Consider the following 13,888-nt stretch of genomic DNA (forward strand, 5'->3'; position numbering starts at 1 on the left):
GGACTTCTTGTTTGATATTGGCTGCCGAGTCGCTGTCCAGTGATCTGCTGGATATATGTTACAAGACAACAGAGGAAGAATAACAACTGATGAAGGGAAAGTTATGATACCGCAAAAGAGTGTTTCTCGCTTAATGTCGTCCATTTTTCGCTTTGGAGGCTTGGTTTTGCTGATTTTGCTGGAAGGGACTTCAGATCCGGTACTGGCGGCCGAGCCGCTGTCCAGTAATCTGCTGGATATCTATCGCAAGGCAATAGAGGAAGACCCGCAATTGATGAAAGGAAAGGCAACCCGCGAAGTTAATGAAGAACTGCAAAATCAGGCAATGGCCCAGGCCTGGCTGCCTAAAGTAGATCTTTCCGCCAATATCACCGGCAATCTTCAGAACATCAACTTAAAGGATCCGCAGGCAATCGGCGTCGGCGGACAGGATGAGTTTATCAGCGATGGTTACGACATCACTCTTACTCAGCCGGTGTTTCACTATGACAGGCTGATAGCCCTGGATCAGGCTGGTCAACGAGTGGAACAGTCCGAAATGGAGTTGAATGCTATCCATCAGGATTTGGTTTTACGAGTAGCAGAGCGATATTTTGGCTTATTGAGCGCGCTGGACAACCTGCGGTATTCCCAGGCTCAGAAGGACAGTCTGGCCCGGCAGCGCGAACAGATGCAGCAGCGTTTCAAGTATGGCGAAATTGCCATCATCGATGTGTCAGAAGCCGAAGCGGGTTATGATCGTGCCGTCGCCGATGAAATCGAAGCTCAACAACAGCTGAATGACGCCCAAGCGGCATTAAGGGAGATTACCGGCGAATACTATGACCGTCTCTCAGCGCTTGCTCAGGATATTCCTTTGATCAAACCAGAGCCTTTGAATGAAAAGAACTGGACTGATCAGGCGTTGGTACAGAATCCACGCATTATAGCGGCCAGCATAGCCTCTAGAATCGCCAGTAATGAGATTAATCGGCTTGACTCGGAGCATCTGCCCAGTCTCGATCTCAAGGCAAACAATGGCTGGATGGAAACCGGCGGTCAGTTTGGCAATGCCGATATCTTTTATAACAGCATCGGGTTGGAGATGAATATGTCGTTATACGAAGGCGGCCAGGTTACTTCCCGATCACGGGAGGCGGTGCACCGGCATGAAGAGGCCTTGGCGACACTGAAGCAAGAACAGCGCAGCGCGGAAAGGCAATCCCGCGACGCCTTTTATGGTGTAGTAACCGGTGTCAGTCGTGTGCAGGCATTACGGAAAACGCTTAAGTCGCAAGAATTGTCGTTGAAAGAGATTGAGTCCGGTATTCAAGTCGGGAGTCGCACTGCCCTTGATCTTGTTGTGGCGACGCGCGATTGGTACCGGGCTCAGCGGGACTACGCCAAAGCCAGATATGACTATTTGCTGAACACCCTGCGACTCAAGCGCTCCGCTGGTATTCTCGAGTATGATGATTTGGCGAAGATCAACACATTCATGACTGGCTCTGCCTCGGCAGTTCAGCCTTGACCATTGTTGAGTTAGTTTCTTTTGTCAAGCATGGTTCAGCTAGAGTAGTTATCTTATGACTGGAAACATCACTTGAATCTTTGTCGTAATTGAGTTCAGCCGCTTTGCATAACAAAGAGCCCGTATGCTGGCAATAAAGGAATGCAGCCGGTGCAGCATCCCGACACCAGCCTTGGCCTCATGTCTGCGTAAGCTTCTTTCTGAATAACTGACATTACGCACGGACAAATGGTTATGCCGTCCGCCGCGCCGGGCAGGGACATTGTTCACTCTGGCCTTTCAAAGCCGTCCGTTCAGAATTGGGCATTGAAAAATGACCTGATTTTCAATACGGGTTACCGTAATGCTAGGAGCGATGCCTTTATGCCCTTTAGGGTATAAAGGCATCGCGACTAGCCGGATGTTATTTTTAGCCGAATTCTCAGGTGCCTGAATCAATTGTCTTCGTAACATTCAGTTACTTTAATTACCACCTTGAAAAGGAACATGAAAGCTCAAGCCATTGAGTCTGTGGTAAATTACTGCTGCGTAAACGAAGCATCATCAAAATCTCAATGACTAGTAGTCAGTCAATTTAATTATGGCGGTTAAATTGTAGGTGCGAATTTATTCGCACTATTCGCACGCCATGAATACGCTGCAAATTTTACTCGTCAGAACAAGGCTGACTGAGTACTAGTCCAAGAAATTGTCGATCTCGAGCATTCGCGGCATCGCTCACTGACCAATTATATGTCCAATACCATCGCGAGTTTAGGAACGGGAATTATAAAACTCACGTTCCTTAGTCGTTTATTCCTAATCAGGATAAATGGTCGGCTCTTCAATTAAGTGCGGCTGATTTACTACCTCTTTTACAGAATACTTAAACCGAACTACAGCTTTTAATGAACAAGCTTTATGGCTTCTATATAAGAGATAGATGATAAAATTGTCAAAAAGTATGGGGTAATATTGTTTTATAATTATTGGTTTTACGGGTGTCGATGAAATTTCAATATCGTAAAAACAAAGATGTGATTAAAGCCTGAAGTCCTCTGGCTCCGGAAATAAAAATTGAAAACGCTTAATGCTATATCTTAATAAACAATGAAAAAAATAATAAATAAAAGTTTTCTTACTAATCTGATTGCTGTTGCGGTTATTATCACTGGCTATGTCTGCCCCGTACAGCAGGAACTGATGAAAGCAATTGGTTATTTTGCGTTGTCGGGAGCAATAACTAACTGGCTGGCTGTTTATATGCTATTTGAGAAAGTTCCTTTTTTATATGGTTCAGGCGTGATACCGAATCGCTTTGAAGAGTTTAAGGGGTCGATCAAAAAACTCATGATGCAGCAGTTCTTTACTATCGACAATGTAGAGCATTTTATTGAGGCTGAGGAACAGCAGGGAGGCAAAGTGCTGAATCTGGAGCCGTTATTGAATGCGGTCGATTATGACAAAGTGTATGAGGGATTGGTCGCATCGATCATGGGGTCTTCCTTTGGCGGCATGTTAATGATGATGGGCGGTCCGGAAGCGTTAACACCCTTAAAGTCCCCATTTACTGAAAAAATGAAACTCACGTTGGCCGAAACGGTTGAATCAGAAAGTTTTAAAGCAGCGCTGCAGCAAGGTTTGAATGCGCATAAAATCGGTGAGGACATTGTCGGTAAAATTGAAACAGTGATCGATAAGCGGTTGAGTGAGCTAACGCCTCAATTAGTTAAGGAGATGGTTCAAGCGATAATTCGCGAGCACTTGGGGTGGCTGGTTGTTTGGGGCGGTATTTTCGGCGGTTTGCTGGGTGCCATATTCAGTTTTGCCTAATGGAACCGATCGAATTAGCGTTTGAAGAACTGGGTAATTCGGATGCTTGTCCGCTAATTATCTTGCATGGTTTTTTCGCTTCCTCGCGTAATTGGCGTCAGGTGGCGGAGAGGCTTTCGGCTGGATTTCATGTTTATGTGCCGGATATGCGCAATCATGGCTCATCGCCTCATGTATCAGTGATGGATTATCCTTCCATGGCGGCGGATCTTAAGCTGTTTCTCGATCAGAGGGGAATAAAGGCGGCCCACTTTTTGGGGCATAGCATGGGTGGCAAGGTTGCCATGTGGTTCGCGCTTAATTATCCCGAGTATGTGGATAAGCTGATTGTCGTCGACATTGCCCCGGTGAGTTATAAACACAGTTTTGACCATCTCATTCAGGCATTGAAGGTCTTGCCGCTTAGTGAAATCAGCAATCGCAAACAAGCTGAAGCCGAACTTGCCGCTGAAATACCGGAACTAGGTTATCGCCAGTTTTTATTGCAAAATCTTGTTCTGAGTCATGGTGAATATCGCTGGCGAATCGATCTGGATATTTTTTACCGGATGGCGCCGAATATCATCGCCTTTCCTGAGACGGAGCAGTTAGAGCCTTTTGCTGGAAGCGCGCTATTTATCGCCGGTGCGGACTCGGATTATGTCAAACTTGATGATATTACTGTATTATTCCCCGAAGCTGATCTCAGCATCATTGATAATGCCGGCCATTGGCTGCATGTGCAGCAGCCGGATATATTTATAGAGCGGGTTGAGAGCTTCTTATTGGATTAAAGCAAGAGACTGCTCGACGGCATAACAGCAAAATAGGGCTCTGACTGGATGATTTTTACTATTTTATCTTTTTCAGTAACTGTGTTCTTTTAACGTTTTTCCCCAATCTTTATATGGCCGGCCAGTGCATGAGAAGCAGTAAACTAAAAGTGGGGCGTGTCCGGCTTTGCCCGCATCAGATCAATAATGAAGAGGTGCTTGATATTACATTTTTGGCCACTTTGGCACGAGCTATAAAAAATTCTTAAACTGAGACGAAAATTTGCTGTCTGTGTTGTAGCGGATAAATTTTTTTATGAATATGCGGTACGCCGCACGGCTAAAAATAATAAATCCCAGTGTGTTTTTGTGCCGTGGTATTAGCCATGAAACGATTTGTAAAGCTTGATGTCAGCAAAATTGCGGATGATATGCATAAAATTAAAGCTCGTAGGAATTTGACAGGAAGCACGGATAAAAATGGTTTGCACAAATCGACAATATTATTGTCGAAGTTGGTTGATGCGGTTGGCTGTTTTGAAAGTCAGGCATGATTAAAAAAAACGGTAATCAGGCGACGGTGCTCAAAAGAGCGGTGAAATTATAGATATTGTCTGGAAAGTCAATGTGTATCGGCTACAAATTTACCGATAAAAAATTATGCGGAAAAAGTCGGCCTAGGCGTTGATTATTTGCCGCACGGATACAACATAGGCGGGCGGGAGTCGAACCGGTCGGGTGAGTTTTTTTAATGATGATGCAAAGCTATCGCCATTTTTATACATGAGAAAGTAGGAATATATGAAAATTCAATCTGAATGGCGTTAAAATATTCATAATCAATCTTTTTTAGGTTATTCGATAAGTCTTGATCATGACTTGTAATCGCAACTATCTTAAGCAGCTTTTTTATAAAAAATAATAAGGAGAAACCGGATGTCAAAAGGTCAGAATTTGCAGGATAATTTTCTAAATACCCTTAGAAAAGAACATACGCCTGTTTCAATTTTCCTTGTTAATGGGATTAAATTACAAGGGAAGGTGGATTCATTTGATCAATATGTGATTATGCTCAAGAATACAGTCAGTCAAATGGTATACAAGCATGCCATTTCAACGATTGTGCCGAGTAAAGCTGTAAAGCTGACACGTGAAAACGAATCCAACGAAGAATAATTTTTTATTGTGAGTAAATCTTGTTACTGAAAAACGTTAAAACACAGAAAAATAATAGCCTTTTTATCAGCAGAGTAATGGAGTGCTTAATTGTTTGAGCGTCCCGACTCAGGTGAGCGAGCGGTCCTGGTTCATCTAACACTTCATTCCGGACAGGAAGATCTTTTAGAACTAAAAGAGTTGGCTAAATCGGCCGGCACTGATCCTGTTTATGTAGTTACCGGCAGTCGACGCAGCCCTGATCCGAAATATTTTGTCGGAACAGGTAAGCTTGATGAGCTTAAAAATGTTGTAGAAAGCTATTCCGCGAATATTGTTTTATTCAATCACCCGCTTTCACCTAGTCAGGAAAGAAACCTTGAGAATGCGCTGGGTGTTCGGGTAGTCGACAGAAACGGATTGATTCTTGATATCTTCGCTCAACGCGCTCAGACATTTGAAGGCAAACTGCAGGTTGAGTTGGCTCAGTTACGCCACCTATCAACCCGACTGGTCAGAGGCTGGACACATTTGGAACGTCAAAAAGGCGGTATCGGTCTGCGTGGTCCAGGTGAAACCCAGCTGGAAACAGATCGTCGACTATTGGGATTACGTATCAAGCAGATTCAGCGGCGTTTGGAAAAAGTTGATAAACAAAGGTATCAGGGGCGAAGTAAAAGAAGAAAAGCCGAGATTCCGTCTGTGTCATTGGTGGGATACACCAACGCCGGGAAATCGACATTATTTAATAAGTTGACTGGAGCCGGTATTTACGCGGCAGATCAACTTTTTGCTACTTTAGATCCAACATTACGCAACTGCCAATTGCCCAACAACTCGGAAATAGTGCTTGCAGACACGGTTGGGTTTATTCGTCATTTACCTCATGAATTAGTAGCGGCATTCAAGTCCACCCTGCAGGAAGCCAGCGAAGCCGATCTGCTGTTGCATGTGATTGACGCCAATGCCGAGGACAGGGACGAGACCATATTTCAGGTCAACCAGGTTCTGGAAGATATAGAGGCTAATGAAATCAGGCAGCTGGAAATTTTTAATAAAATTGACTTGTTGGATGATATCAAGCCCCGTATTGATCGCGATGAGACGGGAGCCCCAGTGCGTGTATGGTTATCCGCTGAAACCGGTGTCGGCATTGAATTGCTCTATCAAGCATTAGCTGAAATATTTTCCAGTGCCAAAATCACGAAAAGATGCCATTTGAAGCCCGATCAAGGGTATGTGAGAGCCAAATTATTTTCTGTGGCTAAAATTCTTGAAGAACAAGTAGATGATTTCGGTGGTTATGAATTGATTGTTGAAATTGACACAAAGCATTTAGGTTTGCTCAAATCAGTAGAAATTGAAGAAATACTTTAGCTTAGGTTTGTATAAAGTGTGTTTTTTTAGGATAATTCCCCAGTTAAATAATCAGAATTGGATATTTACTATAAAATTATAGAGTTGGGATGAACGGGGTAGAGCTGAACCTTCATGCCGATGATTGAACGTCCTTCTAATCTTAAATAAATTACAAATAATCCCATATGGAGCATATGTATGTCCTGGAATGAGCCTGGCGGCGATAAAAAAGACCCCTGGAGCGGTCGAGGTGACCAAAAGGGGCCACCTGACCTTGATGAAGCGATACGTTCATTACAAGAAAAGTTGGGCGGAATTTTTGGCGGCGGCAGAGGCGGTGGAGAAGGATCTTCCGGCGGTTCTATGAAAGGTCTAGGACTTTTAGCGGTTGCCGCATTGGTTTTGTGGGGCTTAAGCGGTTTTTATATTGTGGATGAAGGTAATCATGGCGTTGAAACGCGGTTTGGCAAATATACCGCGACTACTCAAGCCGGCTTGAATTGGCATTTTCCTGTGCCCATTGAGCAGGTAGAAATCGTCAATGTCAGGCAGCAGCGTTATATCGAAGTCGGTTACCGGAGTGCTGGCAGTGACCAGGCTCTCGGGTCTGTACCGAAAGAAGCATTGATGCTGACTAAGGATGAAAATATTGTCGATGTACGGCTGGCTGTTCAATATCAGGTTAAAGATGCCAAGCAGTTTCTCTTTAATGTCGTTAATCCTACAGCTACTCTGAAACAAGTCACCGAAAGCGCTGAACGCGGCGTTGTCGGCAGCAGTAAGATGGACTTTGTTCTGACCGAAGGCCGAAGCGAAATCGTGGCTCAGGTTAAAAAGGAAATCCAGGATATCCTGGATAACTATCAGGCCGGTATTCAGGTTACCAGTGTAAACCTGCAGGATGCTCAGCCACCTGAGCAGGTTCAAAGCGCATTTGAAGATGCCATTAAAGCGCGCGAAGATCAGCAGCGGTTGATTAACGAAGCGGAAGCCTATTCTAATGACGTAGTCCCGAAAGCGCGTGGCGCGGCAGCAAGGAGAATTCAGGAGGCTGAGGGCTATAAGGAACAGGTTATCGCTCAGGCCGAAGGTGAGGCTGATCGTTTTTCCAGATTGCTGGCAGAATACAGGAAGGCGCCCGAGGTAACGAGACAACGGCTTTATCTGGAATCGATGGAAGCGGTGCTAGGCGATACTAATACGGTCATGGTCGATGTTAAAGATGGTAATAATGTGCTTTATTTGCCAATAGACAAAATGATTCAACAACCGTCTTCAAGTCAACAAACTCAAGTTCCTCAAAGCGCCGTCAATCACTCCGGGCGGACAGCAGAGGTAGAACAGCCTGCTTTGCGAACTTCAACTCGCGGTCGTGACGGAAGGGGACGCTAATGACACAAAATAATAAAATATTACTGGGTATTGCTGCGTTGTTGCTTATCGGCATGATGAGTATCTTTACCGTTAATGAAACTGAAAGAGCAATTAAATTCCGTTTGGGGGAAATCGTAAAGTCAGATTATGAACCTGGACTGCATTTCAAAATACCTTTTATCAATAATGTAAAGAAGTTTGACGCGCGAATCCAAACCATGGATTCAAAACCTGAACGCTTTTTAACGGCGGAAAAAAAGAACGTAATCGTTGATTCCTTTGTGAAATGGCGTATTGGCGATGTCACTACTTTCTATACGGTAGTGGCCGGTGATATAGATCAGGCTAACCTGCGTCTGGATCAGATTATTAAAGATGCTTTCAGAAGTGAGTTCAGTAAGCGGGATATCAGGCAGCTGGTTTCAACTGACCGCTGGGAAATCCGTGAAATTTTAATCGAAAAATCCAAGGATTTTGCGGCTAATTTAGGTATGGAGATTGTCGATGTACAAGTGAAACGCATTGATTTACCAAGCGAAGTTAGCAGTTCCGTTTTTCGCAGAATGGAAGCCGAACGTGAGAGAGTTGCCCGCGAGTTCCGCTCACAAGGTTCAGAAGCCGCGGAAAGAATCCGTGCCGATGCGGACAGGCAACAGGTTGTTACGCTGGCTAATGCTTACCGGGAGGCGGAAAAGCTGCGCGGTGAAGGCGATGCAAAATCGGCCGAGATTTATGCTAGGGCATATGGGGAAGATCCAGAGTTCTTTGCTTTTCAACGCAGTTTAGGCGCCTATAAAAAGACTTTTTCAAGCTCGGATATGATGGTGCTGGATCCGGATTCTGATTTCTTTCAATATTTTAAGAAGCAGAAATAGCCATGGTGATTTTAGTGAAGTAGGTTCATTCACTTCATTATTTTAAAATATAAAAACGCTCCGCCTGTGCGGGGCGTTTTGTTTGAGTGGACACACAAAATATGCAACAAAAAGACTCTTGGCTGTTGCCAGACGGCATTGATGAGATTTTGCCGGAAGATGCTAAGCATCTTGAATGCCTGCGCCGTAAAATCCTGGACATGTTTGCTTGCTGGGGTTATGAATTGGTCATTCCTCCTTTTATCGATTATCTGGACTCGTTGCTTACAGGTTCAGGGCACGATCTGGAATTGCAAACTTTTAAGCTAACGGACCAGCTTAGCGGTGAAATGCTTGGCGTAAGGGCTGATATGACACCGCAGGTTGCCCGGATCGATGCGCATAACCTTAAATACGAATGGCCCACGCGCCTTTGTTATGTTGGCACCATTTTGCATACTCGCGGGGATGCTCTGGAAAAGACCAGAAGCCCGATGCAAATTGGGGCTGAACTTTATGGTCATGCCGGCAAGGAAAGCGATGTGGAAGTCATTCGCTTGATGCTGGAGACACTGGCAATAACCGGCTTGCAAAACGTTCACCTTGATTTGGGGCATGTAGGCATATACCGGGCCTTATCGAGGCAGGCGGGATTGACCGAGGCCCAGGAAACCGCGCTGTTTGATGCCTTGCAGCGCAAGGCCAAGCCTGAACTGCAGGAACTGGTGGCAGACCTCGCTATCGGCGACATGCTGAAAGCAATGTTCTTGAAGTTGCCGGAACTGAATGGTGGCAAAGAAACTCTTGATAAAGCGCGTGCAGTACTTTCAAATGCCGACGATAACGTAAAGCAGGCATTGGCCGATCTTGAAGCTATCGCTGAAAATTTGACTACCAAATACCCGTCGTTGCCGATTAGCTTCGATTTATCGGAATTGCGCGGCTATCATTATCATACCGGGGTTGTATTCGCGGCTTTCATTCCATCTGTGGGAAGGGAAATTGCCCGAGGTGGCCGCTATGACAATATTGGCGCTATTTTTGGACGTGCGCGTCCCGCAACAGGCTTTAGCGCCGACTTGAAATTATTGTCGGTATTAAGCAAGGAAATCAATCAAAGAGAGCAACGGGCACGCATTTTCGCCCCGTGTTCTGATGATTTAGCATTGAGTGAAAAAATCAGAGAATTACGTGCTCAAGGTCAGGTTGTTATTCAGCAGTTGTCAGGTCCAACTGGAAATGCAAAAGATCTGGGTTGTACATCTATTTTAGAAAAAGATAATCAAAACTGGGTCGTAAGGGCCTTAGCTTAAGTTTGGAATAATTATGGGAAAAAACGTCGTTGTCATCGGTACTCAATGGGGTGACGAAGGTAAAGGTAAGCTGGTTGATCTGCTGACAGATCAGGCGGAAGCGGTCGTTCGGTTTCAGGGCGGGCATAATGCCGGTCATACATTGGTTATACGAGGGGAGAAAACCGTTTTACATTTAATTCCTTCCGGCATCCTGCGGGATGATGTGCAGTGCATGATCGGCAATGGCGTGGTGCTGTCGCCGAATGCCTTGATGGAAGAAATAGAACTGTTGGAAAAAGCCGGTATCCCGGTCAGAAATCGTTTGCTGATTAGTGAGGCCTGTACCTTAATCTTGCCGGTGCATGTGGCCATAGATCAGGCGCGTGAAAAAGCCCGCGGCAGTAAAGCGATCGGTACTACAGGGCGCGGTATAGGACCGGCTTATGAGGATAAGGCCGCTCGAAGAGGATTGCGTGCCGGCGATTTGCTGAATCCAAAGCGTTTTGCGGAGAAATTGAAAGAGCTGGTCGAATATCATAATTTTATGTTGACTAACTACTATCATGCCGACGCGGTAGATTATCAGTCAATGCTTGATGAAGCGCTAAAACTGGGTGAGCAAATCAAACCCATGCTGACTGATGTGGGAGAAGCGCTCTATAAATATCAGGCCGAAGGCAAGAACCTCTTGTTTGAAGGTGCTCAAGGCGCCCTGCTGGATATTGATCATGGTACTTTTCCTTATGTGACTTCATCCAATACCACAGCGGGCGGCGCCTCTACCGGAACCGGTATCGGGCCTCTGGACCTCCATTATGTCCTGGGTATCACCAAAGCTTATTCCACCCGGGTAGGAAATGGGCCATTCCCGACCGAATTGCATGATGGCAATGGTGATCATCTGGGCGAGAAAGGTCATGAATTTGGCGCCACGACAGGACGTAAACGCCGCACCGGCTGGTTTGATGCGGTTTCCATGCGAAAATCCGCGAAAATGAATAGTTTAAGCGGTATTTGCTTAACCAAGCTGGATGTACTTGATGGTCTGGAAAAAGTGGGTATTTGTACGGCCTACAAACTTAACGGCAATGTGACAGAAACAGCCCCTTTAGGTGCGGATCAATACGAAGAGTGCCACGCCATTATCGAAGAGATGCCCGGTTGGAGCGAAACTACCGCGGGCGTAACTGATTTTAATGCGTTGCCTGAGAATGCCAAGGCTTATATCAAAAGGATTGAGGAACTTGTAGGGGTTAAGGTGGCTATTTTGTCAACGGGCCCTGACAGGGACGAAACAATTATTCTGGAACATCCGTTCGCATAAGCCGGCAGGTCCGAAGGCGAGGGGTTGAAATGAGCATGGGGCGGCGTTCTGGTCGCCCCTGCGAAATTTCCAATCGCTTTTATCCTTTATATTGTAATGCCGTATCGCTCATCGGGAAGCGGCAGTGGCGAACGTTGCCGCCAGAATAGGGCAGGTGGAATAGTATCTTCATCTTCAAGTGTTTTCCCCACTGGTGCTTAGTCAATTTAATTTTGATGGTTAAATTGTAGGTGCAAATTCATTTATGCCCTATGGGTACTTGTGCCCTTCAGGGTATTCGCACTCTATGAATACTCTAAAATTTAACTCATCAGAACAAGACTGACTGAGTACTGGATTATGAAGTGGTTCTGGAGGGTAAAACGAGGCAGTATCAGAAAGTAATTTGAAGGTTAAGTTATTGAACTTAAGGAAAAGCAAGTGATGGTGCCGAGGAGAGGACTTGAACCTCCACTGGGTTGCCCCAACTAGCACCTGAAGCTAGCGTGTCTACCAATTTCACCACCTCGGCTGAGGAAAGCTGTGTAAGCTAAGTGAGACGCGTACTATACTGCCTCATTATGACTCTGTCAAATAATTTATTAAATTATTTAATAGCTGATGCTACGCAGGCAATTGTTCACTCGTCAAATGGGTTGCAGGATCGAATTTAATCCGGCCTGATATGCCTCCAGCTTTCTAATACTACAGTTGTAGATTATTTTTCTCCCTGCGTCGTCGGTAATGGCAGGCACGGGCAACGGCTTGATGGCGTCTTCGCCATAGCGACCAGTTGACGATATGCATGATTCTCGGCGGATGCCGCCACAGCCATTGCCACAACAGCTTGCGCACTTCCGGTACCGTCAACGGGATCAGAGCTGCCGCTGCTTCCAGGCTTGCTTGCTCAGCAGTTTCCGGTTTTTTTTGCCGATGACGCGTCTTTTTCATGGCGGCACAACACCGCCAAATACGCCAACGCGGCCATTGCCAGGGTCATGTGTCGGTACCAGCCGTGCCAACTGCGCACTTCATAGTGATCCAGCCCGATTTCGCCCTTGGCCGCCGCAAAGCACTCTTCCACCGTCCAGCGCGTGCCTGCTACCCGCACCATTGTCTGCAGGTCCGTGCCAGGCGGTACATAGCATACGTAATAAGCCAGCTCCCCATCAGTCAACCGGCGCCGTAGCAGCAGCCAGCGTTCCCCCGGCATCTGCCAGGACAGCAAAGGTAGCCTCAGCCAGTCATACCAACGCGGCCCCTTGGCGCCATCGCCCGCCGACAGCCTGGTCCAGTCTTGCGGCTGGACCGTGGCCGCCAGCTGGGCCACGGTCTTTTGGCCGGTCGAGTCCGGCCACACGTATTGGTTGCTCGCCACCGCCAGCACGAAGTGCAGGTCCTGCTGTTCCAGCCATGCGCGCAGGCTGCGGTTGTCACCATACACGGCATCGCCAGTGACCCAGGCAAACGGTACCTGCGCGGCAACGGCTCGCTCGATCATGCGCTGCGCCAACTGCGGCTTGGTGGCAAAGTCGACTGCTTCAGGCACTTTCGCGGCAGCCCGTCGGACCATGTCGTCAGCCCACTCCTTGGGCAAATACAGTTCGCGGTCCATCAACGCACGCCCCCGCGTACTGGCATAGGCCAGAAACACGCCAATCTGGCAGTTCTCAATGCGCCCGGCCGTGCCACTGTACTGGCGCTGCACGCCGACCGAATGTCGGCCTTTCTTGATAAAGCCGGTTTCGTCGACCGCCAGCACGGCATCGGGCTCGCCCAGATGCTCAATCATATACGTCCGCACGTCATCACGCACCGCATCGACATCCCAGCGTGCCCGGTCCAGCAAATGCTGCAGGCTATAGGGCGTCTGTCGTTTGACCGCTTCCGACAATTGCCAGCTGGTTTTGCGCTCAACCGGGCTGAGCAAGCCCGTCACGTAATCCAGTGCCCGTTGCCGCATGGCCTGCCGGCCAAAGTGCCGGCCTATTCTGACAAACCAGGTCTGCAGCTCCGATTGCCAGTTCGCCGCCTGGGTCACGAACTGCTTTGCCATCGCATTCATCATTCACCTCGCCAATGCTTACGATCAAAAACACATTAGACTGTGCGGGCAACATCAATATCCCTGAAATTACAACTGTAGTACTAAAAGGCAGTATGGCTTTGTTGAATGAGAATTTATTCGCACCTACGCGAGCAGCAGCGCCGCTTTCGGTAAAGGATGCTCAAGAGCCGGTGCTTGGGTACGGCAAAAGGGATGAAAACCGTCCATGCCTGAAATCAATTAATAGGGTTTATTTTGTAGGTTTAAGGAACCACTAAATGACTGAGTCTCTCCAAAGCAGGAGAGTGGCAATTTCATAATCATCTATGAAAAAAGTGAGGGGACAATGAATCAGGTTTTCCGAAATAATTCCGGGTTCGATTTCATCAGTAGCCCACATAAAGGGAGAAATTCCTTGTATAAATTC

At 46.8% G+C, this 13,888-nt stretch carries 12 protein-coding genes, 1 tRNA gene and 1 pseudogene; 11 read left to right on the forward strand and 3 right to left on the reverse strand.

Annotated elements, in window-relative coordinates; translation table 11 throughout:
- The first annotated feature begins 133 nt into the window (after nt 1-133).
- The 11 genes and pseudogenes from METMA_RS0117615 to METMA_RS0117655 all read left to right on the forward strand — a co-directional run bounded on the left by METMA_RS0117615 (nt 134) and on the right by METMA_RS0117655 (nt 11,435).
- A complete protein-coding gene (locus METMA_RS0117615; RefSeq protein ID WP_020160429.1) occupies nt 134-1,510 on the forward strand; it encodes a TolC family outer membrane protein in 1,377 nt (458 codons plus the stop codon).
- Nucleotides 1,511-1,963: 453 nt separating this feature from the next.
- Nucleotides 1,964-2,058: pseudogene (locus tag METMA_RS28320) on the forward strand (IS982 family transposase); the annotation flags it as partial.
- 541 nt (nt 2,059-2,599) lie between these two features.
- On the forward strand, nt 2,600-3,322 hold the full coding sequence (locus METMA_RS0117620; protein ID WP_020160430.1) for a hypothetical protein: 723 nt from the start codon (nt 2,600-2,602) through the stop codon (nt 3,320-3,322).
- On the forward strand, nt 3,322-4,095 hold the full coding sequence (locus METMA_RS0117625) for an alpha/beta fold hydrolase (RefSeq protein WP_020160431.1): 774 nt from the start codon (nt 3,322-3,324) through the stop codon (nt 4,093-4,095). Before METMA_RS0117620 ends, METMA_RS0117625 begins: the two co-directional genes overlap by 1 nt.
- A 365-nt stretch (nt 4,096-4,460) precedes the next feature.
- Nucleotides 4,461-4,628, forward strand: coding sequence for a hypothetical protein (locus tag METMA_RS27130; protein ID WP_156830541.1), 168 nt, complete (start codon nt 4,461-4,463; stop codon nt 4,626-4,628).
- Between the two features lie 382 nt (nt 4,629-5,010).
- Entirely contained in the window at nt 5,011-5,250 is a 240-nt protein-coding gene (hfq, locus tag METMA_RS0117630) for an RNA chaperone Hfq (RefSeq protein ID WP_020160432.1), read from the forward strand.
- Nucleotides 5,251-5,340: 90 nt separating this feature from the next.
- Nucleotides 5,341-6,606 (forward strand): ribosome rescue GTPase HflX, encoded by a 1,266-nt coding sequence (gene hflX / locus METMA_RS0117635; protein ID WP_020160433.1) that lies wholly within the window; start codon nt 5,341-5,343, stop codon nt 6,604-6,606.
- Between the two features lie 180 nt (nt 6,607-6,786).
- Nucleotides 6,787-7,980 (forward strand): FtsH protease activity modulator HflK, encoded by a 1,194-nt coding sequence (gene hflK, locus METMA_RS0117640; protein ID WP_027147430.1) that lies wholly within the window; start codon nt 6,787-6,789, stop codon nt 7,978-7,980.
- Nucleotides 7,980-8,837, forward strand: coding sequence for a protease modulator HflC (hflC, locus tag METMA_RS0117645; protein WP_020160436.1), 858 nt, complete (start codon nt 7,980-7,982; stop codon nt 8,835-8,837). Before hflK ends, hflC begins: the two co-directional genes overlap by 1 nt.
- Nucleotides 8,838-8,938: 101 nt before the next feature.
- Nucleotides 8,939-10,129, forward strand: a complete 1,191-nt coding sequence (locus METMA_RS0117650; RefSeq protein ID WP_020160437.1) for an ATP phosphoribosyltransferase regulatory subunit — start codon at nt 8,939-8,941, stop codon at nt 10,127-10,129.
- A 13-nt stretch (nt 10,130-10,142) separates the two neighbouring features.
- Nucleotides 10,143-11,435, forward strand: coding sequence for an adenylosuccinate synthase (locus METMA_RS0117655; protein WP_020160438.1), 1,293 nt, complete (start codon nt 10,143-10,145; stop codon nt 11,433-11,435).
- A gap of 424 nt (nt 11,436-11,859) precedes the next feature.
- On the opposite strand, the gene METMA_RS0117660 is transcribed toward METMA_RS0117655, so the two are convergent.
- The 3 genes from METMA_RS0117660 to METMA_RS0117665 form a co-directional block, all read right to left on the reverse strand.
- Nucleotides 11,860-11,946, reverse strand: a tRNA-Leu gene (locus tag METMA_RS0117660).
- Between the two features lie 173 nt (nt 11,947-12,119).
- Nucleotides 12,120-12,365: a hypothetical protein gene (locus tag METMA_RS26620; protein ID WP_036251846.1), complete on the reverse strand. Its 246-nt coding sequence runs from the start codon at nt 12,363-12,365 to the stop codon at nt 12,120-12,122.
- A complete protein-coding gene (locus METMA_RS0117665) occupies nt 12,322-13,470 on the reverse strand; it encodes an IS701 family transposase (protein ID WP_040591051.1) in 1,149 nt (382 codons plus the stop codon). Before METMA_RS0117665 ends, METMA_RS26620 begins: the two co-directional genes overlap by 44 nt.
- Nucleotides 13,471-13,888 lie beyond the last annotated feature (418 nt).

Origin of the sequence: Methylobacter marinus A45 (assembly GCF_000383855.1) — a bacterium.
Classification (GTDB): Bacteria; Pseudomonadota; Gammaproteobacteria; order Methylococcales; family Methylomonadaceae; genus Methylobacter; species Methylobacter marinus.

Bases quoted from the DNA above. Each gene is read 5' to 3' on its own strand.
- METMA_RS0117615 (WP_020160429.1), top strand. From the start codon at position 134: ATGTCGTCCATTTTTCGCTTTGGAGGCTTGGTTTTGCTGATTTTGCTG.
- METMA_RS0117620 (WP_020160430.1), top strand. From the start codon at position 2,600: ATGAAAAAAATAATAAATAAAAGTTTTCTTACTAATCTGATTGCTGTT.
- METMA_RS0117625 (WP_020160431.1), top strand. From the start codon at position 3,322: ATGGAACCGATCGAATTAGCGTTTGAAGAACTGGGTAATTCGGATGCT.
- METMA_RS27130 (WP_156830541.1), top strand. From the start codon at position 4,461: ATGAAACGATTTGTAAAGCTTGATGTCAGCAAAATTGCGGATGATATG.
- hfq (WP_020160432.1), top strand. From the start codon at position 5,011: ATGTCAAAAGGTCAGAATTTGCAGGATAATTTTCTAAATACCCTTAGA.
- hflK (WP_027147430.1), top strand. From the start codon at position 6,787: ATGTCCTGGAATGAGCCTGGCGGCGATAAAAAAGACCCCTGGAGCGGT.
- hflC (WP_020160436.1), top strand. From the start codon at position 7,980: ATGACACAAAATAATAAAATATTACTGGGTATTGCTGCGTTGTTGCTT.
- METMA_RS0117650 (WP_020160437.1), top strand. From the start codon at position 8,939: ATGCAACAAAAAGACTCTTGGCTGTTGCCAGACGGCATTGATGAGATT.
- METMA_RS0117655 (WP_020160438.1), top strand. From the start codon at position 10,143: ATGGGAAAAAACGTCGTTGTCATCGGTACTCAATGGGGTGACGAAGGT.
- METMA_RS26620 (WP_036251846.1), bottom strand. From the start codon at position 12,365: ATGAAAAAGACGCGTCATCGGCAAAAAAAACCGGAAACTGCTGAGCAA.
- METMA_RS0117665 (WP_040591051.1), bottom strand. From the start codon at position 13,470: ATGGCAAAGCAGTTCGTGACCCAGGCGGCGAACTGGCAATCGGAGCTG.